The sequence below is a fragment of the Mesorhizobium sp. AR07 genome (genome assembly GCF_024746815.1).
Taxonomy (GTDB): Bacteria; Pseudomonadota; Alphaproteobacteria; order Rhizobiales; family Rhizobiaceae; genus Mesorhizobium.
In genome coordinates this window covers 271,903-290,701 of sequence record NZ_CP080526.1, presented here as the reverse complement: position 1 = coordinate 290,701, position 18,799 = coordinate 271,903, and the positions used below count along the sequence as shown (strand labels likewise).

Annotated in this window: 19 protein-coding genes; 15 read left to right on the top strand and 4 right to left on the bottom strand. The window is 64.4% G+C overall.

The window, feature by feature from the left end; genetic code table 11:
* Positions 1-3: 3 nt before the first annotated feature.
* Genes paaB through BPNPMPFG_RS34075 form a run of 7 tightly spaced genes read left to right on the top strand, consistent with a single transcriptional unit; the run spans position 4 to position 6,064 of the window.
* A complete protein-coding gene (gene paaB / locus BPNPMPFG_RS34105) occupies positions 4-288 on the top strand; it encodes a 1,2-phenylacetyl-CoA epoxidase subunit PaaB (RefSeq protein ID WP_113350783.1) in 285 nt (94 codons plus the stop codon).
* Positions 288-1,070 carry a 1,2-phenylacetyl-CoA epoxidase subunit PaaC gene (gene paaC, locus BPNPMPFG_RS34100; RefSeq protein WP_413776902.1) on the top strand — a complete coding sequence of 261 codons (783 nt, stop codon included), beginning with the start codon at positions 288-290 and terminating at the stop codon, positions 1,068-1,070. The genes paaB and paaC overlap by 1 nt, the downstream gene beginning before the upstream one ends.
* A 9-nt stretch (positions 1,071-1,079) precedes the next feature.
* Complete coding sequence (paaD, locus tag BPNPMPFG_RS34095; RefSeq protein ID WP_258597238.1) at positions 1,080-1,604, top strand: 1,2-phenylacetyl-CoA epoxidase subunit PaaD; 525 nt, start codon at positions 1,080-1,082, stop codon at positions 1,602-1,604.
* Positions 1,605-1,626: 22 nt separating this feature from the next.
* Positions 1,627-2,703 carry a 1,2-phenylacetyl-CoA epoxidase subunit PaaE gene (gene paaE / locus BPNPMPFG_RS34090; protein ID WP_258597236.1) on the top strand — a complete coding sequence of 359 codons (1,077 nt, stop codon included), beginning with the start codon at positions 1,627-1,629 and terminating at the stop codon, positions 2,701-2,703.
* Between the two features lie 12 nt (positions 2,704-2,715).
* Entirely contained in the window at positions 2,716-3,471 is a 756-nt protein-coding gene (locus BPNPMPFG_RS34085; protein WP_258597234.1) for a Phenylacetic acid catabolic protein, read from the top strand.
* Positions 3,472-3,483: 12 nt separating this feature from the next.
* A complete protein-coding gene (gene paaZ / locus BPNPMPFG_RS34080) occupies positions 3,484-5,541 on the top strand; it encodes a phenylacetic acid degradation bifunctional protein PaaZ (RefSeq protein WP_258597232.1) in 2,058 nt (685 codons plus the stop codon).
* 4 nt (positions 5,542-5,545) lie between these two features.
* Positions 5,546-6,064: an acyl-CoA thioesterase gene (locus BPNPMPFG_RS34075; RefSeq protein ID WP_258597231.1), complete on the top strand. Its 519-nt coding sequence runs from the start codon at positions 5,546-5,548 to the stop codon at positions 6,062-6,064.
* Positions 6,065-6,071: 7 nt separating this feature from the next.
* On the opposite strand, the gene BPNPMPFG_RS34070 is transcribed toward BPNPMPFG_RS34075, so the two are convergent.
* The 4 genes from BPNPMPFG_RS34070 to paaG form a co-directional block, all read right to left on the bottom strand.
* A complete protein-coding gene (locus BPNPMPFG_RS34070; protein WP_258597229.1) occupies positions 6,072-6,668 on the bottom strand; it encodes a TetR/AcrR family transcriptional regulator in 597 nt (198 codons plus the stop codon).
* A 105-nt stretch (positions 6,669-6,773) separates the two neighbouring features.
* On the bottom strand, positions 6,774-8,084 hold the full coding sequence (gene paaK, locus BPNPMPFG_RS34065; RefSeq protein ID WP_258597228.1) for a phenylacetate--CoA ligase PaaK: 1,311 nt from the start codon (positions 8,082-8,084) through the stop codon (positions 6,774-6,776).
* Positions 8,085-8,118: 34 nt separating this feature from the next.
* Complete coding sequence (gene paaI / locus BPNPMPFG_RS34060) at positions 8,119-8,559, bottom strand: hydroxyphenylacetyl-CoA thioesterase PaaI (RefSeq protein WP_258597227.1); 441 nt, start codon at positions 8,557-8,559, stop codon at positions 8,119-8,121.
* The gene (paaG, locus tag BPNPMPFG_RS34055; RefSeq protein ID WP_258597226.1) at positions 8,556-9,344 is read right to left on the bottom strand and encodes a 2-(1,2-epoxy-1,2-dihydrophenyl)acetyl-CoA isomerase PaaG; all 789 of its coding nucleotides are present in this window, start codon (positions 9,342-9,344) and stop codon (positions 8,556-8,558) included. Before paaG ends, paaI begins: the two co-directional genes overlap by 4 nt.
* Positions 9,345-9,446: 102 nt before the next feature.
* On the opposite strand from paaG, the gene paaN reads away from it, so the two are divergent.
* The 8 genes from paaN to BPNPMPFG_RS34015 all read left to right on the top strand — a co-directional run bounded on the left by paaN (position 9,447) and on the right by BPNPMPFG_RS34015 (position 18,731).
* On the top strand, positions 9,447-11,108 hold the full coding sequence (gene paaN / locus BPNPMPFG_RS34050; protein WP_258597225.1) for a phenylacetic acid degradation protein PaaN: 1,662 nt from the start codon (positions 9,447-9,449) through the stop codon (positions 11,106-11,108).
* A gap of 49 nt (positions 11,109-11,157) precedes the next feature.
* Positions 11,158-12,297: an ABC transporter substrate-binding protein gene (locus BPNPMPFG_RS34045; protein ID WP_258597224.1), complete on the top strand. Its 1,140-nt coding sequence runs from the start codon at positions 11,158-11,160 to the stop codon at positions 12,295-12,297.
* A gap of 68 nt (positions 12,298-12,365) precedes the next feature.
* A complete protein-coding gene (locus tag BPNPMPFG_RS34040) occupies positions 12,366-13,238 on the top strand; it encodes a branched-chain amino acid ABC transporter permease (protein ID WP_258597222.1) in 873 nt (290 codons plus the stop codon).
* A gap of 2 nt (positions 13,239-13,240) precedes the next feature.
* Positions 13,241-14,197, top strand: a complete 957-nt coding sequence (locus tag BPNPMPFG_RS34035; RefSeq protein WP_258597220.1) for a branched-chain amino acid ABC transporter permease — start codon at positions 13,241-13,243, stop codon at positions 14,195-14,197.
* On the top strand, positions 14,194-14,979 hold the full coding sequence (locus tag BPNPMPFG_RS34030) for an ABC transporter ATP-binding protein (protein WP_258597219.1): 786 nt from the start codon (positions 14,194-14,196) through the stop codon (positions 14,977-14,979). The genes BPNPMPFG_RS34035 and BPNPMPFG_RS34030 overlap by 4 nt, the downstream gene beginning before the upstream one ends.
* Entirely contained in the window at positions 14,966-15,667 is a 702-nt protein-coding gene (locus tag BPNPMPFG_RS34025; RefSeq protein ID WP_258597218.1) for an ABC transporter ATP-binding protein, read from the top strand. The genes BPNPMPFG_RS34030 and BPNPMPFG_RS34025 overlap by 14 nt, the downstream gene beginning before the upstream one ends.
* A gap of 4 nt (positions 15,668-15,671) precedes the next feature.
* Positions 15,672-17,756: a 3-hydroxyacyl-CoA dehydrogenase NAD-binding domain-containing protein gene (locus BPNPMPFG_RS34020; RefSeq protein ID WP_258597217.1), complete on the top strand. Its 2,085-nt coding sequence runs from the start codon at positions 15,672-15,674 to the stop codon at positions 17,754-17,756.
* 48 nt (positions 17,757-17,804) lie between these two features.
* Positions 17,805-18,731 (top strand): helix-turn-helix domain-containing protein, encoded by a 927-nt coding sequence (locus BPNPMPFG_RS34015; RefSeq protein ID WP_258597216.1) that lies wholly within the window; start codon positions 17,805-17,807, stop codon positions 18,729-18,731.
* Positions 18,732-18,799: the final 68 nt, after the last annotated feature.

The window sequence follows — 18,799 nt, the reverse complement described above, 5'->3', positions numbered from 1 at the left end:
ACGATGTCCAGCGAATGGCCGCTTTGGGAAGTTTTCATCCGGGGCCAGCATGGCCTCAACCATCGCCACGTCGGCAGCCTGCATGCGCCTGACGCCGAGATGGCGATCAACAATGCCCGCGACGTCTATACGCGCCGCAACGAGGGCATCAGCATCTGGGTCGTGCGGTCTTCGGAGATCACCGCCAGTGCGCCGTCGGAAAAGGGTCCGCTCTTCGATCCCTCGAACTCCAAGGTGTACCGTCACCCGACCTTCTTCGACATCCCGGATGAAGTGGGGCACATGTGATGGCGACCGCGGCACTTGAACCAGCGGTCGATCAGGCCGCGCTTCTCGAATTTCTTTTGCGCATCGGTGACAATGCACTGATCCTCGGCCATCGCGTGTCCGAATGGTGCGGCCATGCGCCGGCGCTGGAGGAGGATATCGCACTTGCCAACACCGCGCTCGACCTGATCGGCCAGACGCAACTCTGGCTCGGCCTTGCCGGCGAAGTGGAAGGCAAGGGTCGCTCGGCCGATGACCTAGCTTATCTGCGCGACGGCTATGACTTCCGCAACATCCTGCTGGTCGAGCGCCCGAACGGCGATTTCGGCAAGACACTGATGCGGCAGTTCCTGTTCGATGCCTGGCATTACCTGCTCTTGAAGGCGCTGAAGGGCTCCACCGAGAAGCGCATCGCCGAGATTGCGGAAAAGGCCTTCAAGGAGGTTTCCTATCATCTCGACCGCAGCCGCGACCTCATCATCCGCCTCGGCGACGGCACGGCCGAAAGCCACCGCCGCATGCAGGAGGCGCTGGACGATCTCTGGCCATATACGGGTGAGATGTTTGCCGCCGATGCGGTCGATACGGCACTTGTGGAAGCCGGGGTCATTCCGGAACCGCAGAGCCTCAAGGCCGGCTGGGACGAGATCGTTGCCGAGACGCTCTCCGAAGGCACGCTGAAGAAACCGGTCGACGGCTACATGCACAAGGGCGGCCGGCGTGGCGTTCACACCGAGCATCTCGGCTTCATCCTGTCGGAGATGCAGTTCCTCCAGCGCGCCTATCCGGGCGCAACCTGGTAGGAGGCGATGATGGCGACGGCACTCCGTCCCTCTGTCGAGGAGGTTTGGCACTGGCTTTCGGACGTGCCGGACCCGGAAATCCCGGTGATCTCGCTCACCGACCTCGGCATCATCCGTAATGTCGCCTGGCGGGACGATACGCTGGTGGTGACGGTGACGCCGACCTATTCCGGCTGTCCCGCCACCACGATCATCAACCTCGATATCGAGACGGCGCTTGCGGAGAAGGGTCTTTCCAAGGTGCGGCTGGAACGCCAGCTCTCGCCCGCCTGGTCGACGGACTGGATCAGCGCCGAAGGCCGGGAAAAGCTGCGCGACTACGGTATCGCCCCGCCGATCGACGGCACGGCGGCCGATGGCGTGCTGATGAAACGCGTCGACCGGCTTTCGGGCCGCTCGAACCTGACGATCGCCTGTCCGCGCTGCGGATCGACGAATACCGAGAAGATCAGCCAGTTCGGCTCGACGCCCTGCAAGGCGAGCTATCGCTGCACCGACTGCCTGGAACCGTTCGACTATTTCAAGTGCATCTGACCCATCGGGAAAGGGCCCGCGCATGTCACGTTTTCATCCCCTGACCGTGACCGACATCCGCCGCGAGACGCGCGATGCGGTCGTGGTCACGCTCCGGCCGTCCGACGAGGACCGCGCCGTCTTCGATTTCACGCAGGGCCAGTACCTGACCTTCCGCCAGAAATTTGAGGACGAGGAACTGCGCCGCTCCTATTCGATCTGCGCCGGCAAGGACGAGGGCGTCTTGAAGGTCGGCATCAAGCGCGTCGATGGCGGCTGCTTCTCCACCTGGGTCAACGAAAACCTGAAGCCCGGCGACACGCTGGAAGCCATGCCCCCGATGGGCGCCTTCTTCACTGCGCTGGAGCCGGATGTCGCCAAACACTATCTCGGCTTTGCCGGCGGCAGCGGCATCACGCCGGTGCTTTCGATCATCAAGACGGTGCTGTCGCGTGAGCCGCGCGCCCGCTTCACGCTGGTCTATGCCAACCGGCAGATCAGCTCGATCATGTTCCGCGAGGAGCTGGAGGACCTGAAGAACCTCTATCTCGGCCGGCTCTCCGTGCTGCATGTGCTGGAGAGCGAGGCGCAGGATATCGATCTCTTCACCGGCCGCATCGATGGCGCGAAATGCGCGGCGCTCTTCAAGAGCTGGATCGACCCGAAGTCGGTGACGACAGCCTTCATCTGCGGCCCAGAGCCGATGATGCTGGCCATCGCCGCGGCCCTTCGCGAGCACGGATTGCGCGACGACCAGATCAAGTTCGAGCTCTTCGCCTCCTCGCAGCCCGGCCGCTCCCGCCGCAAGGTGGAATCCGTCAACGGCGCGGACCAGGGCGCAGCCTGCGAGGCGACCGTCACGCTCGATGGCGCGACACGCATCTTCAAGTTCCCGAAACACGGCCAGAGTCTGCTCGACGCCGCGCTCGAAAACGCCATGGACGCGCCCTATGCCTGCAAGGCCGGTGTCTGTTCCACCTGCCGCGCCAAGGTTTTGGAAGGTGAGGTCGAGATGGAAACCAACCACGCGCTGGAAGATTACGAGGTACGCCAGGGCTATGTGCTGACCTGCCAGTGCTACCCGCTCACCGACCGCATCGTCGTCAGCTACGACCAGTAGGGGGAATTTTCCATGTCCGATACGATGCCGATCGAGGATTACCTGGCGCAGGGCGGCGTTCTCACGTCGCCGGCAAATGTGCCGCCGCGTTATCGGGGTGAACTGTTGCGCCTGATGGCGAGCTTCGTCGATAGCGACCTTGCCGGTTCCGCCGGTTTCGCCGATACGATCAACGATGCGCCCGGTATTCAGGAGCGCATCTCCGCCGCCCGCATCGTGCTGGAAAAGACCGACCATGCCGGCCAGGTGCTGAAGGTGATGGAGACCTTCGGGGCCGATGGCGGGCGCTACGCGGTGCACCATCCCTGGGCCGTGCGGCTTGCCCGCGAGGCCGATATCGGCGCGGCGCGGCAGGGCAGCGACATGCGCCTCTCCGTCTTCCACTATCCGGTGGAAGGCTGGGTGGATGCCGTCGTCATGAACGTGCTGATGGGGCGGGCGAGCGTCGTGCAGTTGAAGGAATTGTCGCGCGTCTCCTACCAGCCGCTTGCCGAAGTGTTTCGCACCATCCTGCCGCGTGAGATGCGCCATGCCGAACTCGGGCTCGCCGGTCTCGTGCGGATTGTCGATGACGCGGAAGGCCGTGCGAAGGCGAAGGCCTCGATCGCCTATTGGTATCCCCGCGTTGCCGCGAGTTTCGGCCATTCCGGCTCGGCCCGCTTCGAGACGCTTTCGCGCTTCGGGCTGCGGCACACGCAAAACGAGACCCTGCTTGCCGAATGGCGGGCAGAGGTCGATGCGCAGCTTTCTGCGTTGAACCTGAACTGAAAGGACGACGAGATGAACGTCATGTCAAACCGGCCGCGCCGGCTTGAAAGCTATGTCAGCGGCCAGTGGGTCGCGGGGGCGAAGGATGGCGTTCCGCTGCTCGACGCCTCGACGGGCGCGCCGGTCGCCTTCATTGATTCTACCGGCGTGAATTTCAAGGCAGCACTCGTCTATGGCCGCGAGAAGGGCGGCCCCGCGCTACGCCGCCTGTCCTTCCACGAACGCGCCGCCATGCTGAAGGCGCTTGGCCAGGCCCTGATGGAACGGAAGGAAGAGTTTTATACCCTTTCGACCGCGACCGGCGCCACCCGCGCAGACAGCTGGGTCGATATCGAGGGCGGCATCGGCACGTTGCTCTCCTATGCCTCGAAGGGGCGGCGTGAACTGCCGAACACCCGCGTGCTGCTCGACGGCGATGTGGAGCTGCTTTCCAAAGACGGCACCTTCTCGGCGCAGCATATCCTGAGCCCCTTGCAGGGTGTCGCGGTCCATATCAACGCCTTCAACTTCCCCTGCTGGGGCATGCTGGAAAAGCTAGCGCCGACGCTGCTGGCCGGCGTTCCCGCCATCGTCAAGCCGGCGAGCCAGACGGCCTATCTCACCGAATTGATGGTCCGCCGCGTTGTTGAGACCGGTATCCTGCCGGAAGGTGCGTTGCAGCTTGTCTGCGGCTCGGTCGGCGATCTGCTCGACCATGTCGAAGGTCAGGATGCCGTGACCTTCACCGGTTCGGCCACGACCGGCCGGCGCCTCAAGACGCACAAGGCGATCGTCGAAAATTCCGTGCGCTTCACCATGGAGGCTGATAGCCTCAATGCTGCGGTGCTCGGCCTCGATGCCGCGCCCGGCACGGAGGAGTTCGACCTCTTCGTCAAGGAAGTCGCTCGTGAAATGACCGCAAAGGGCGGCCAGAAATGCACGGCGATCCGCCGTGTCATCGCGCCGCGCGCCTTTAGCGAGGCGCTCATCGAGAACCTGCGTGCCCGTCTCGGCAAGACGGCGCTCGGCAATCCGACCGACGAGGCCGTCCGCATGGGGCCGCTCGCCAGCCTCGACCAGCGCGAGGAGGTTCGCGCCCGCATCCGTGATCTCTCTGCCGATGCGGAAATCGTCGCCGGCGATCCGGACAATCCGAGCGTTACATCTGGCGATGCGGTGGCCGGCGCCTTCCTCAATCCGGTGCTGCTCTATTGCGACAAGCCGGGTTCCGCCCGCGCGATCCACGATGTCGAGGCCTTTGGTCCGGTCAGCACTGTCATGCCCTATGACACGGCGGAAGAGGCGGTCGATCTCGCGCTGCGCGGCAAGGGCAGCCTCGTCGCCTCCGTCTTCACCAATGATCCGGCTTTTGCCGAAGAGGTCGTGCTCGGCCTCGCGCCGTTCCATGGCCGCGTGATGATCGGCAACCGCGTGAGCGCCAAATCGTCCACCGGCCACGGTTCGCCGCTGCCGGGCCTCGTGCACGGCGGCCCCGGCCGCGCGGGCGGTGGCGAGGAACTGGGCGGCATGCGCGGCGTCAAACATTACATGCAGCGCACCGCCATACAGGGCGCGCCGACGCTGCTTTCAGCCGTCACCGGTCGCTGGATGCCGGGCGCCGAGGCGCGGGCCGGCGGGGAGCATCCGTTTCGCAAGTCTCTGGCGGAATTGAAGATTGGCGACCAGCTGATCACGGCGACGCGTACTGTGACGCTCGACGATATCGAACATTTCGCCAACTTCACCGGTGACACCTTCTACGCCCACATGGACGACGAAGCGGCCAAGGCGAACCCGTTCTTCGATGGGCGCGTGGCGCATGGCTATCTCATCGTCTCCTTTGCTGCCGGCCTCTTCGTCGATCCGGCGCCGGGTCCGGTGCTTGCCAATTATGGCGTCGACAACCTGCGCTTCCTAACACCGGTCAATCCGGGTGATACGCTCCAGGTGCAGCTCACCTGCAAGGAAATCAATCCGCGCGCCAATGCCGAACACGGCGAGGTGCGCTGGGATTGCAATGTGACCAACCAGACCGGGGCCACGGTCGCGCAGTACGACGTTCTGACGATGGTGGCCAAAACGAGAGAGTGACCGCATGACGCCGATCGAGCAAGACCCGCGCCGCTTGGAAATGACCGTCTTGATGACGCCCGACATGGCGAATTTTTCCGGAAAGGTTCATGGCGGCGCGCTGCTCAACCTGCTCGATCGCGTCGCCTTCTCCTGCGCGTCCCGCTATTCGCAGCAATATGCGGTGACGCTTTCGGTCGACCAGGTGATGTTCAAGGAGCCGATCAACGTCGGCGAACTCGTCACCTTCCGCGCCTCGATCAACCATACGGGGCGCACCTCCATGGAAGTCGGCATCCGCGTGGAGGCGGAAAACATCCGCACCGGCCACCGCCGGCACACCAATTCCTGTTATTTCACGATGGTTGCTGTGGACGAGGCCAGCCGTCCGGTGCGCGTGCCGGAACTGGAGCCGAAGAGCACGGTCGATATCCGGCGCTACAAGGCGGCCGAATTGCGTCGCACGTTGCGGCGCGAGTTCGCGGAGCGGCTGGAGTCGGTCGCCGCGACGGGCAAGGATGTCGAGCGGCCAGAAGACGGTTAGTTAAAACTTACGTAACGGCTTTGACGCCCTCAAGGATCAGGGTTGTCGCGATATCCGCATATTCGTCGCGCGTAATCGGCCCGTTCGGGCGGAACCACATGTAGACCCAGTTCATCATGCCGAAGAGCGACATGGTGACGGGCATTAGGAGCGGCCGGTCCTTGTTAAGATCCGGGTTGATGTCGCGGATAACGCCGGAGAAGCGCTTGACGATCTGCCGCTCGATCGCCTGCAATTCGGCGAGCTGCGCCTCCGACAGCGCGCTGGTGCCGTTCAGCTGCACCTTGTGCTCGTTGTCGCGGCCCTCGTAGTTCGCCAGCACGGCCTTGACCAGCAGGCGCAGCCGCTCTTGCGGGGTGACGTCGGTGCGGTCGGCCGCCTCGACTGCCTCTTCCAGCTCGGACAGGTGCGTGCGCACGATGTCGAAGATCAGCGCGTCCTTGCTCGGATAATAGTGGTAGAGCAGGGCCTTCGAGACGTTGCTGTGCGAGGCGATCAGCGACATGGAGGCTTTCTCCATGCCCATCTCGGCGAACACCGCCGCGGCACTCGACAGAATGCCCCGCTGTTTTTCCTCGAAATCCAGTGCGCGCGTGCGTGCCATGTCGTCCTGCTCTGCTTATTTCGGGCTGACACCCGCCATGGGAGGGCGATTGCCTTCCCTATACACAGTCAACCCGGTGCCGGGCTATACCGGCGCTGCGTTCGTTCATTCTTTCGGGCGGTTGTCGACCACCCGCTTTGCCTTGCCCTCGGAGCGCGCCACGCCGCCCGGTTCATGCACGAGGATCTTGGTGGAGATGCCGACTACGCTCTTGATGTGGTGGGCGAGTTCCTTCGCCGATCCTGCGCGTGCGCCCTCGTCGGTCGCTTCCAGTGTACATTCGACATGCACGGTCATGTTGTCCATACGGCCGGAACGGGTCAGCTCGATCTGGAAATGCGGGGCAAGACCGCGACATTTCAGGATCTGCTCCTCGATCTGCGTCGGGAAGACGTTGACGCCGCGGAGAATCATCATGTCGTCGGAGCGGCCGGTGATCTTTTCCATGCGGCGCATGGCGCGCGCGGTGCCGGGCAGAAGCCTCGTCAGGTCGCGCGTGCGGTAGCGGATTATCGGCAGGCCTTCCTTGGTGAGCGTGGTGAAGACAAGCTCGCCCATTTCGCCATCCGGCAGCACGTCGCCCGTCACCGGATCGATGATCTCGGGGTAGAAATGGTCTTCCCAGATGTGCAGGCCGTCCTTTGTCTCGACGCATTCGTTGGCGACGCCCGGGCCCATGACTTCCGACAGGCCGTAGATGTCGACGGCATGCATGTCGAAGGCCTGCTCGATCTCTTCGCGCATGGCGTTGGTCCAGGGCTCGGCGCCGAAGATGCCGACGGCGAGCGAGCTTTCGCGCGGGTCGATGCCGTGCTTACGGAACTCATCGAGGATGGAGAGCATGTAGGAGGGGGTGACCATGATGATGCGCGGCTTGAAATCCTGCATCAGCGTGACCTGGCGTTCCGTCATGCCGCCCGAAATCGGCACCACGGTGCAGCCGAGCTTTTCCGCGCCGTAGTGCGCGCCGAGGCCGCCGGTAAACAGGCCATAGCCATAGGCGACATGCACGATATCGCCGGCCCGGCCGCCCGAGGCGCGGATCGAGCGGGCGACGACGGTCGCCCATGTGTCGATATCGTTCTTGGTGTAACCGACGACGGTCGGCTTGCCGGTCGTGCCGGAGGAGGCGTGGATGCGCGCGAGCTTTTCGCGGGGTACGGCGAACATGCCGAAGGGATAGGTATCGCGCAGGTCCTTCTTGGTGGTGAAGGGGAATTTCGCGAGGTCCGACAGGGTCTTCAGGTCGGAGGGATGCACGCCGGCCTCGTCGAAGCGCTGGCGATAGAAGGGGGAATTCTCGTAGGCGTGGGTCAGCGACCACTTCATGCGCTGAAGCTGTAGCGCGGAAATCTCGTCGCGCGACGCTGTCTCGATCGCTTCGAGGTCGCCGGGGCGGGGGGACAGGTCTTCCATGAAATTCTCCTCCAAGAATGCGGGATGGTCTGCCTCACTCCGGCAGGTGCGTACCCTTGACTGTTCGCGAGTGGCCGCGGAACTCCGCGACGTGCTCGCCCTCCTGATTGGTGATGCGGATATCGTAGATGCCACCGCGCCCCCGGCGCGACACTTCTTGAGCTGTCGCCGTCAGCCGGTCGCCCCGGAACGCCGGTGCGATGAATGTGACCGAACAGTGCTGGGCGACGGTGCGCTGGTTGTAGGTGTTGCAGGCAAAGGCGAAGGCCGAATCCGCCAGCGTGAATATGTAGCCGCCGTGACAGGTGCCGTGGCCGTTCGTCATGCTGTCCGCGATCGTCATGGTGATCGTCGCTTCGCCGGGGGCGACGGAGATCAGTTCCATGCCGAGATGGCGGGTGGCATTGTCGTCGTCCCACATGGCCTTGGCACAGGCTTCGGCCAGCGCTTGGGGGGAAAGGTTGGCAGCGCTCATTTGCCTGAAAACTCCGGCTTGCGCTTTTCGAGGAAGGCGGAGACGCCCTCGGCATAGTCGGCACTGCGGCCGGCCTCGCGTTGCAGGTCGCGTTCGAGGTCGAGCTGTTGGTCCAGCGAATTGGTGGCGGCGGCCTGGATGGCGCGCTTCGTCATGCCGAGGCCGCGGGTCGGGCCGGCGGCGAGGCGGGTGGCAAGTGCCATTGCCTCGTCCATCAGCGTGTCGTCGTCGACGGCGCGCCAGATCAGGCCCCAGTCGGCGGCGGTTTCCGCGCCGAGCGGTTCGGCGGTGAGCGTGAGCGCCTTGGCGCGGGCCTCGCCGATGAGGCGCGGCAGGCTCCAGGTGCCGCCGGAATCCGGCACGAGGCCGATCTTGGCAAAAGCCTGGATGAAGCGGGCCGAGCGGGCGGCGAGCGTGATGTCACAGGCAAAGGCGATGTTGGCGCCGGCGCCGGCGGCAACGCCGTTGACGGCGCAGATCACCGGCTTTTCGAGGCTGCGGATGAGGCGGAGCAGCGGGTTATAATAGGTCTCGATCGTGTGGCCGAGGTCTGGCACACCCTTCTTGGAATCGCGGTCGCCGAGATCCTGGCCCGCGCAGAAGCCGCGGCCGGCGCCGGTAAGCAGCACGGCGCGGACAGTCTCATCCGCATGGGCCCGCTCGAAACCGGCGCGCAGCGCAAGGTGCATCTCTTCGTCGAAGGCGTTGAGCTTGTCCGGGCGGTTCAGCGTGAGGCTCAGAACGCCATCGGCAATCGCCGACAGAATGGTGTCGGATGTGGACATTTTTCCTCCCTGTCGCCCTTCCCAGCGGCGACCGTAAAAAAAACTCTTGCATAAACCGAACGGCCGGTCAATTATAAAATCACTGACTGGGAGGAGCCAGAGATGACCGAACTTTTCGAGCGCCATCGCCCGACGCTGGATGCAGCTTTGCAAGCGGCCACCAAGCGTGACTTCTGGTCCGCCTATCCCGAAGTGCCGAGCGGCAAGATCTATGGCGAGACCGCCAAGGACGACGGGTTCGTTGCCTACAAGGCTCGGCTCGGCAAGGCCTTCGTTCTCGCCGATCATCCGGCAGAGGGCTCTGTGGGTGCGGAAGTGTCGCCTTACGGGCCATCTCTTGGCATCACGTATCCAGCAGCCTCCGTCGACATGCTGATCATGGCTTCCCGTGCCGCCGCTCCGCAATGGGCCGCGGCCTCGCCGGAGGTGCGCACCGGCATCTGTCTCGAGATCCTCGCCCGCCTCAATGCTCGCAGTTTCGAAATGGCCAATGCCGTCATGCATACGACGGGCCAGTCTTTCGCCATGGCCTTCCAGGCTGGCGGCCCGCATGCGCAGGACCGCGGCCTCGAAGCCGTCACTTACGCCTATGCCGAGATGACCCGCACGCCGGCCCAGGCGATCTGGACGAAGCCGCAGGGCAAGGGCGAGCCGATCGTCATGGAAAAACACTGGCGCGTCGTGCCGCGCGGCGTTTCGCTGGTCATCGGCTGCAACACTTTCCCGACCTGGAACAGCTATCCCGGCCTCTTTGCCAGCCTTGCCACCGGCAACACCGTCATCGTCAAGCCGCATCCGGCAGCCATCCTGCCGCTTGCCATTACCGTCGAGATTATCAGGCAGGTGCTGGTGGAAGGGGGTTTTGCTGCCGATATCGTGCTGCTCGCTGCCGATGCGCCCGGTTCCGAAATCACCAAGGATCTCGTGCAGCACCCGGCGGTCGCCATCATCGACTATACCGGTTCCAACACATTCGGCAGTTGGGTGCGCGAAAATGCCGGCGGGGCCGACGTCTATACGGAAGAGGCCGGCGTCAACTCCATCGTCATCGGCGCCACCGATGATTTCGCCGGCATGTGCAGCAACATCGCCTTCTCGCTCTCGCTCTATTCCGGCCAGATGTGCACCGCCCCGCAGGATATCTTTGTCCCACGCGACGGCATCGAGACGAACGGGGGCCGCAAGACATTCGACGCGGTCGCTGCCGGCATCGCCGCGGCTGTCGATAGCCTGCTCGCCGACCCGGCCCGCGCGGCCGGCGTCTGCGGTGCCATTGCCAACCCGGCGACGCTCGCACGCATCGCGACAGTCCGTTCGCTCGGCCGCGTCGTGCGGGACTCCGCACCCGTCGAGGGCCTTGACGACGCGCGCACCGCAACGCCGTTGATCCTCGCCGTCGACGCGGCGGATAGCGCGGCCTATGCGGAAGAACGTTTCGGTCCCATCGCCTTCGTTGTCGCGGTCGATGACGCGACCGATGGCGTAGACCGCGCGGCCGAGCTCGCCGAGCGCAAGGGCGCGATCACCGCTGCCCTCTACGCCACCGACGAAGCGCAGATCCTTGCCGCCGCCGAGCGGTTCGCCACGGCCGGCGTCAATCTTTCGGTCAACCTGACCGGCGGCATCTACGTCAACCAGAGTGCCGCCTTCAGCGATTTCCACGTCACCGGTGCGAACCCGGCAGGCAATGCCAGCCTGACGGATGCGGCTTTCGTCGCGAACCGGTTCCGCGTGGTGATGTGGCGCCGCCCCGTGGTGGCGTAAGAGGAGTTTTCGCTTTAACCCTTTGTCTTTGTTGGGAGGAGAAACCGACATGAAATTTGCGCTCACCACCACAGCACTTGCCCTGGTCCTGGGCCTTGCGGCGCCCGCCTTTGCCGATATCAAGATCGGCGCAACCATTTCCGAAACCGGCCCCGCCTCCTTCCTTGGCGATCCGGAAGCCAAGACGCTGAAGCTGCTGGTCGAAGAGATCAATGCGGCCGGCGGCGTCAATGGCGAGAAGCTGGAACTCGTCATCTATGACGACGGCGGCGACCCGAACAAGGCGCGCACCTTCGCGACCCGCCTCGTGGAAGACGACGAAGTGGTGGCCGTGATCGGCGGCACGACGACCGGCACTTCCATGGCGATCATCCCGGTCTTCGAGGATGCGGAAGTGCCCTTCATCTCGCTTGCCGGCGCCATCGAGATTATCGATCCCGTAAAGCCCTACACCTTCAAGACGCCCCACACCGACCGCATGGCCTGTGCGAAGATTTTTGAAGACATGAAGAAGAACGCCATCACCAAGATCGGCATGATCTCGGGTTCCGATGGCTTTGGTGCTTCCATGCACAAGCAGTGCCTTTCGATCGTCGGCGACTACGGCATCGAGGTTCTCGCCGACGAGACCTATGGCCCGACCGACGCCGACATGACGCCGCAGCTCACCAACATCAAGGGCAAGGACGGCATCCAGGCTGTGCTGAACCCCGGCTTTGGCCAGGGCCCGGCGATCGTCACGCGCAACTACGCCCAGCTCGCTGTCGGCTTGCCGCTCTACCAGTCGCACGGCGTCGCGTCGGATGGTTTCATCGAGCTTGCCGGCGCGGAAGCCGCGGAAGGCGTTCGCCTGCCGGGTACGGCGCTGCTCGTGGCAAAGCTGCTGCCGGAAAGCGATCCGCAGCGCCCTGTCGTCACGGCTTACAAGGACGCCTATGAGAAGGCGACCGGCAAGCCGGTCTCGACCTTCGGCGGTTATGCCCAAGATGCGCTGCGTATCCTTGTCGATGCCATCAAGCGGGCGGGCAGTGCCGAGCCGTCGGCGATCCGCGATGCGATCGAGGGCACGAAGGGTCTCGTCGGCACAACAGGCACCGTCACCATGACGGCCGAGGATCACCTCGGCCTCGATCTCTCGGCCTTCCGCATGCTGCAGATCGAAAAGGGCGGCTGGAAGATCGTCGAGTAATCGAACCGCCAGCCTGCGCCCTCGTGGCATGGGCTGGCGGAAACGTCGTGCGCGAAGCGGAGGCCTCCATGCCCGAACTGCTGCAATTCCTTCTGTCCGGGATCACGGTCGGCGCCGTCTATGCGCTGGTCGCCCTCGGCTTCACGATCATCTATAATGCGTCCGACGTCGTGAACTTCGCGCAGGGCGAGTTCGTCATGCTCGGCGGCATGATCACCTTTTTCGCGCATGCCGCCGGCCTGCCGCTGCCGCTTGCGGCGCTCATCGCCATCATCGTTACGGCGGCGATCGGTGTCGCGCTCAACAAGCTGGCGATCGAGCCCGCGCGCGGTGCGCCGGTCGTCTCGCTGATCATCATCACGATCGGCGCCTCCATCTTCATCCGTGGTGCGACGCAGCTCGTCTTCGACAAGCAGATCCACCGCTTTCCGGCCTTTTCCGGTGACCAGCCGATCCTTATCGGCGGCGCGACGATCCTGCCGCAGAGCCTGTGGGTGATTGCCGGCGCGCTCGCCGTCTTCGTCTGTCTGTGGCTGTTCTTTACACGCACGCTGATCGGCCGCGCGGTGCTGGCAACGGCGAACAACCGCGTCGCCGCGCAGCTCGTCGGCATCAACACCAACTATGTGATGACGCTCTCCTTCGCCATGTCCGCCGCCATCGGGGCGCTCGCCGGCGTGCTGGTGACGCCGATCACGCTGACCAGCTACGATGTCGGCCTGGCGCTGGCGCTGAAGGGCTTTGCCGCCGCCATGCTCGGCGGCATGGGCAACCCCAAGGGCGCGCTGGTCGGCGGGCTGCTGCTCGGTATTCTTGAGGCGATGACGGCCGGCTATATCAGCTCGCAATACAAGGATGCCGCCGCCTTCATCGTCATCCTCGCCGTGCTCTTCGCCATGCCGCAGGGCCTGTTCGGCCGCAAGTCGACGGATCGGGTGTGACCATGCGGCTCTCCAGCAAGGCAACCACGCTCCTCATCCTCGCGGCGGTCATCGCGATTGCGCCTATCTTCTTCCCATCGTCCTACTATTTCCGCGTCGGCTCGCTGATTTTCGTCAACGGCCTCGCTGTGACGGGTCTCGTCATCCTCATCGGTTATGCCGGCCAGATTAGCCTCGGCCATGCAGGCTTCGCCGGCATCGGCGCCTATGCCTGCGCGCTGGCACCTGTTCATCTAGGCCTGCATCCGGCGCTCGCCGCCCTGCTCGGCGCGCTTTTGTCCGCCGCCATCGCCTATCTCGTCGGCCGGCCGATCCTGCGGCTCAAGGGCTATTATCTCGCGGTCGCCAGCCTCGGTTTCGGCATTCTCGTCTCCATGGTGCTCTCGAACGAGGCGCAGCTGACCGGCGGGCCGGATGGCATGGCGGTGCCGGAACTGGGCTTGCGCGCCGTGCTGAAGGCAATCGGCATCGATCTTTCCAACACCGAATTCTGGTATGCCTTCTCCGGCCTCGTGCTGGTGAGCGGCGCATGGCTGGCGCTCAACCTCTACCATAGCCCGACCGGCCGGGCGCTCAGGGCGCTGCACGGTTCGGAAGTCGCGGCTCGCACGGTCGGCGTCGACGTCGCGCATTACAAGCTTGTCGCCTTCGTTATCTCGGCGGTCTATGCCTCGGTGTCCGGCTCGTTGCTGGCGCTGCAAAACAAGTTCATCACGCCGGATGTCGCGGGTTTCATGCATTCGATCGAGATGGTCACCATGACGGTTCTGGGCGGGGCTGGCTCGGTGCTCGGCGCCATCCTGGGTGCTGCGATCCTGACGACCCTGCCGCAGGTGCTGACGATCTTTCAGGAATACGAACAGCTCATGCTCGGCCTCGTCATGATGCTCGTCATGATCTTCATGCGCGAGGGCCTGTTGCCTTCGATCGCGCGCCGCATCCGGGGGAGGGGAGAATGAGCCTGCTTCAGATCGAAGGCCTCGGCATCGATTTCGGCGGCCTGCGCGCCGTCAATGATGTCGGATTCTCCTTGAAACCCGGCGAGATCGTCTCCGTCATCGGCCCGAACGGCGCCGGCAAGACGACGCTGTTCAACATGATCTCCGGCGTCTATGCCCCGGCCCGTGGCCGCGTCGTGCTGGATGGCGAGGACGTCACCCGCATGCCGCCGCATCTGCTGGCGCGGCGCGGTCTGTCGCGCACCTTCCAGAATTTGCAGATTTTCCAGTCGATGAGTGTTCTGGAAAACGCCATCGCCGGCCATCACCTGCATGAGCGCGGTTCGGTTTTTGCCGATCTCTTCTCGCTGCCCGCCGCGCGCCGCCGCAGCCAGGCATCGGAGGAAAGCGCTCGCGCGCTTCTCGACCGCGTCGGCCTCGGCCGTGCCGCCGAGCAGGAGGCAGGCTCGCTCTCCTACGGCGCGCTGAAGCGGCTGGAAATCGCCCGCGCGCTCGCGTTAAAGCCCCGCGTGCTGCTGCTCGATGAACCGGCGGCCGGCTGCAACGCGGTCGAAACGGAAGAGATCGATCACCTCATTGCACAGGTCGCGGCCGAAGGCGTATCGATCCTGCTGGTGGAGCACGACATGAAGATGGTCATGCGCATTTCCAATCATATCGTGGTGCTCGATCACGGCGAAAAGATCGCCGAGGGGGAGCCGACGGCGATTTCACGCAACCCGCGCGTCATCGAAGCCTATCTCGGCGTCCAGGCAACGGAGGCTCAGCATGCTGATGGTTGAGGGACTGCGCTCGCGCTACGGCCGCATCGAGGTGCTGCATGGCATCGATCTCGACGTGGCCTCCGGCGAGATCGTCACGGTGGTCGGCGCGAACGGCGCCGGCAAGACGACGCTGCTCAAATGCCTCTCCGGCATCCAGTCGGTTTCGTCCGGCTCCATCGTCTTCCGCGGCGAGACGCTGACATCAGTGCCGGCGCATGCCCGCGTTCGGCGCGGCCTCGCCCAGTCGCCGGAGGGACGGCAGATTTTCACCAACCTGACGGTGGAGGAGAATCTCCGGCTCGGCGCCTATCTCTTCGCCGACGACAAGGTGGAGCGCGACATGCAGGACGCCTTTGCGATGTTCCCGATCCTCAAGGAGAAGCGTAATTTAGCGGCGGGCGGTCTTTCCGGCGGGCAGCAGCAGATGCTGGCGATTGCCCGCGCGCTGATGGCGCGCCCCTCCTGCCTGCTGCTCGACGAGCCGAGCATGGGTCTTGCGCCGATACTCGTTGGGCAGATCTTCGACGTGGTCAAGAGCTTGAAGGCGCTCGACGTCACCGTTCTTCTCGTCGAGCAGAACGCGTTTGGCGCGCTGTCCGTCGCCGATCGGGGCTATGTCATGGAGACGGGGCGCATCATCATCTCCGGCCCCGCCACGGAATTGATCGCGGACGAACGCATCCGCGCCGCATATTTGGGAATATGAGTCCATGACCGTCACCATCGCCCGCGAAGGCGCCATCGCCGTCGTTACCGTCGACAACCCGCCCGTCAATGCCCTGTCGCAGGCGTTGCGCCAAGCCCTGGTGGAGGCGGTGGCGGAACTCAACGCGGACGAGGCTGTAAAGGCTGTCGTCCTGATCTGCGCCGGCCGCACCTTCATCGCCGGGGCGGATGTCAGCGAATTCGGCAAGCCGCCGCGGCCGCCGCATCTGCCAGATGTGGTGGCATGCATCGAGGACGCTAAGCGGCCCTGGGTCGCGGCGATCCATGGCAGTGCACTCGGCGGCGGTCTCGAAGTGGCGCTCGGTTGTGCCTACCGGGTTGCCGTAGCCTCAGCCAGCCTCGGCCTGCCGGAGGTGAAGCTCGGCATTATTCCCGGCGCCGGCGGCACCGTCCGCCTGCCCCGCCTGATCGGCCCCGCCGCCGCCGTCGATATGGTGACGAGTGGCAGTCCGGTCGGTGCAAAAAAGGCGGAAATGTTAGGCCTCATCGATGCTGTGATCGATGGTGATCTGCGCACGGGTGCGATTGCCTTCGCAAACGATGTCGCTGAAAAGCCTCTGCCCGAGCCGATCTCCCGCCGCGCCGTACCGGCGGTCGAAGCCGGATTCTGGGAAAGTGCTGAAACGGAAGTGACTGCAAAGGCGAAACGCGAAGTCGCTCCCCTCAAGGCGCTCTCCTCCATCCGCAACGCCAGCGAAACGGATTTCGCAGACGCCATGGCCTTCGAGCGCGAGACCTTCCTTGAGCTCCGAGGCTCCTCTCAGGCAGCCGCACTGCGCCACGTCTTCTTCGCAGAGCGCGCCGCCCCCCGCCCCCCCGAGCTATCCGGTGTCACGCCGCGCAACGTCCGCTCGGCCGCTGTCGTCGGCGGCGGCACGATGGGCGCCGGCATTGCCGTCGCACTCCGCGATGCCGGCTTGCCGGTCGTTCTCGTCGAGCGCGATAAGGCGGCGGTCGAGCGAGGCCTGGCCAATATCCGCGCGATCTTCGACGGCTCAGTGAAACGCGGCCGCATCACCCAGGAAGCCGCGGTCGAACGCATGGCCGGTGTGACCGGCAGCGAGGACTATGGCCTGCTTTCCGATACGGATCTCGTCATCGAAGCGGTCTTCGAGGATATCGCCGTCAAGCGTACCGTCTTCACAAAGCTCTCTGAGGTCTGCCGGCCGGATGCTGTACTGGCCACCAATACCTCCTATCTCGATCCGAACGTCATCAGCGGAGGCGCAAGCCATCCCGAGCGCTTCCTAGGCTTGCATTTCTTCAGCCCGGCCAATGTCATGAAGCTCCTGGAGATCGTTCCGACGGCGACCACAGCGCCGGACGTTCTGGCGACCGGCTTCGCACTCGCCCGCCTGCTCGGGAAAATCCCGGTCCGCGCCGGCATTTGCGACGGCTTCATCGGCAACCGCATCCTGAAGGTCACGCGAGCACAGGCCGAGCGCCTGCTGCTCTGCGGTGCGACACCGTCCGCTGTCGATGCCGCCATGCGCGCCTTCGGCCTACCGATGGGACCGTTCGAGGCGCAGGATCTCGGCGGCCTCGACATCGCCGCCTTCCAGCGCAAGGCGGCCCGCGAGCGGGGCGAAGCGCCCTTCGCGCCGGTCGCCGACCGGCTCTGCGCGATGGAGCGCCACGGCCAGAAATCCGGCGGCGGCTGGTACGATTACCACCCGGGCGACCGCACGCCCAAAGCGTCCGACATCGTGGCGGCGATTATCGCCGAAGAGTCGGCGGTCATGCCGCAGCGCAACTGGGCACAAGGCGAGCTTGCCGATTGCATCGTGTTGCCGATGGTCAACGAGGCGGCAGGGATCCTGGAGGAAGGCGTCGCGCTCCGGGCCTCCGACATCGATCTCGTCAAGATCCACGGTTACGGCTTCCCGCGCTGCCGCGGCGGGCCGATCCAGTATGCGAAACACCGGGGGCTTAAAACAGTCGTCGCGTTGCTGGAGCGTCTCTCCGTCGAAGGGTTGGCAGACGCGCCGTGCAAGCTACTGCGGCGTGCCGCTGAATCCGGCGGTTTTACGACTGTCGCGGGTGGAACGGTGATAGGCAACGGGTCATAGCGTTCGAGGATAATTGACAAGCAGTCAGCAAAAGCTAGGGAGGCCAGGATGCAATCACTTATGACGCCAGTGCACAAGCCGACCGCGGTGGAGGTGCTGCGGGAGGAAATCCGTAAGGCCTGTGGCGCTTTCGATCTGGAGCCGATGGCACGAGCCCAGATGGTGGCCGGCGACGTCACCACGCGCCGCATCAGCTTTTTCGATACCGCGATCGTGGCGCTGGATGCGCGCTACGTGCAGCGCAGTGCCCGATCGATCCGTCAGGACCCCGGCGAACATCTGTTCCTGCTCATTCAGGACGAGGGCCATTGCCGCGTCGAGCAGGGCGAGCGTTCCGCCCAGCTGGCGCAAGGTGATATGTTTCTGGTCGATTCCGTCCGTCCATCCTCCTTCGTTTATGACGGTAAGCGCTCCAACCAGGTTTCCATCCACATGCCGCGCGCCGAAATGCTACATCGCCTGGGCAAAGGCTGCACCAACGGCGTGCCCATTAGCCGCAACGATCCCCTCTGGCTGGCGATGCGGGCGGTGATCACCAAGATGGTGGCGGAACCGAGTGCGCCATCCCAGCTCGGCGAGGCCTTGTTGTGTCTGCTCGGGGCGTATTTGCATGGCATCGAAGAGAACGGCGCCGTGCAGCACGCCGAAACGCTGCTGTCGCGCGCGCTGGCCATGATCGACCGCAATTGCGCCGATCCGAGCTTCGGCCCCGGCGAACTGGCGCGGCGACTAAATGTATCGGAACGCATGCTGCAGCGGCATTTTCAGCCGCTCGGTGAAACGCCCGGCCACCGGCTTATCAACCGGCGGCTTGAACTTGCGCACGCCCGGCTGGTGGCGCCGAGACAGGCACAAGCGGCCGAGGGCATCACGGCAATCGCCTACGACGCAGGCTTCAACGACCTATCCTATTTCTATCGCGAGTTCCGCAAGAAATACGCGGTCACGCCCGGCGCCGTCGCCCGCTGCCACTGACGGATTTGTCCAACGACGCCGACGGTCTCGTCCAAGTCGAAGGACCCGTGTTGGTCTATTCTCCGCGC

What these genes read in the sequence shown, in the direction of transcription:
- paaG (WP_258597226.1), bottom strand. Translation starts at nt 9,344, where the DNA reads ATGTCCACATCCGACACCATTCTGTCGGCGATTGCCGATGGCGTTCTG.
- BPNPMPFG_RS34030 (WP_258597219.1), top strand. Translation starts at nt 14,194, where the DNA reads ATGAGCCTGCTTCAGATCGAAGGCCTCGGCATCGATTTCGGCGGCCTG.
- BPNPMPFG_RS34035 (WP_258597220.1), top strand. Translation starts at nt 13,241, where the DNA reads ATGCGGCTCTCCAGCAAGGCAACCACGCTCCTCATCCTCGCGGCGGTC.
- paaE (WP_258597236.1), top strand. Translation starts at nt 1,627, where the DNA reads ATGTCACGTTTTCATCCCCTGACCGTGACCGACATCCGCCGCGAGACG.
- paaZ (WP_258597232.1), top strand. Translation starts at nt 3,484, where the DNA reads ATGAACGTCATGTCAAACCGGCCGCGCCGGCTTGAAAGCTATGTCAGC.
- paaD (WP_258597238.1), top strand. Translation starts at nt 1,080, where the DNA reads ATGGCGACGGCACTCCGTCCCTCTGTCGAGGAGGTTTGGCACTGGCTT.
- paaK (WP_258597228.1), bottom strand. Translation starts at nt 8,084, where the DNA reads ATGGAAGACCTGTCCCCCCGCCCCGGCGACCTCGAAGCGATCGAGACA.
- BPNPMPFG_RS34085 (WP_258597234.1), top strand. Translation starts at nt 2,716, where the DNA reads ATGTCCGATACGATGCCGATCGAGGATTACCTGGCGCAGGGCGGCGTT.
- BPNPMPFG_RS34070 (WP_258597229.1), bottom strand. Translation starts at nt 6,668, where the DNA reads ATGGCACGCACGCGCGCACTGGATTTCGAGGAAAAACAGCGGGGCATT.
- paaN (WP_258597225.1), top strand. Translation starts at nt 9,447, where the DNA reads ATGACCGAACTTTTCGAGCGCCATCGCCCGACGCTGGATGCAGCTTTG.
- BPNPMPFG_RS34075 (WP_258597231.1), top strand. Translation starts at nt 5,546, where the DNA reads ATGACGCCGATCGAGCAAGACCCGCGCCGCTTGGAAATGACCGTCTTG.
- paaC (WP_413776902.1), top strand. Translation starts at nt 288, where the DNA reads ATGGCGACCGCGGCACTTGAACCAGCGGTCGATCAGGCCGCGCTTCTC.
- BPNPMPFG_RS34025 (WP_258597218.1), top strand. Translation starts at nt 14,966, where the DNA reads ATGCTGATGGTTGAGGGACTGCGCTCGCGCTACGGCCGCATCGAGGTG.
- BPNPMPFG_RS34045 (WP_258597224.1), top strand. Translation starts at nt 11,158, where the DNA reads ATGAAATTTGCGCTCACCACCACAGCACTTGCCCTGGTCCTGGGCCTT.
- paaI (WP_258597227.1), bottom strand. Translation starts at nt 8,559, where the DNA reads ATGAGCGCTGCCAACCTTTCCCCCCAAGCGCTGGCCGAAGCCTGTGCC.
- BPNPMPFG_RS34020 (WP_258597217.1), top strand. Translation starts at nt 15,672, where the DNA reads ATGACCGTCACCATCGCCCGCGAAGGCGCCATCGCCGTCGTTACCGTC.
- BPNPMPFG_RS34015 (WP_258597216.1), top strand. Translation starts at nt 17,805, where the DNA reads ATGCAATCACTTATGACGCCAGTGCACAAGCCGACCGCGGTGGAGGTG.
- BPNPMPFG_RS34040 (WP_258597222.1), top strand. Translation starts at nt 12,366, where the DNA reads ATGCCCGAACTGCTGCAATTCCTTCTGTCCGGGATCACGGTCGGCGCC.
- paaB (WP_113350783.1), top strand. Translation starts at nt 4, where the DNA reads ATGTCCAGCGAATGGCCGCTTTGGGAAGTTTTCATCCGGGGCCAGCAT.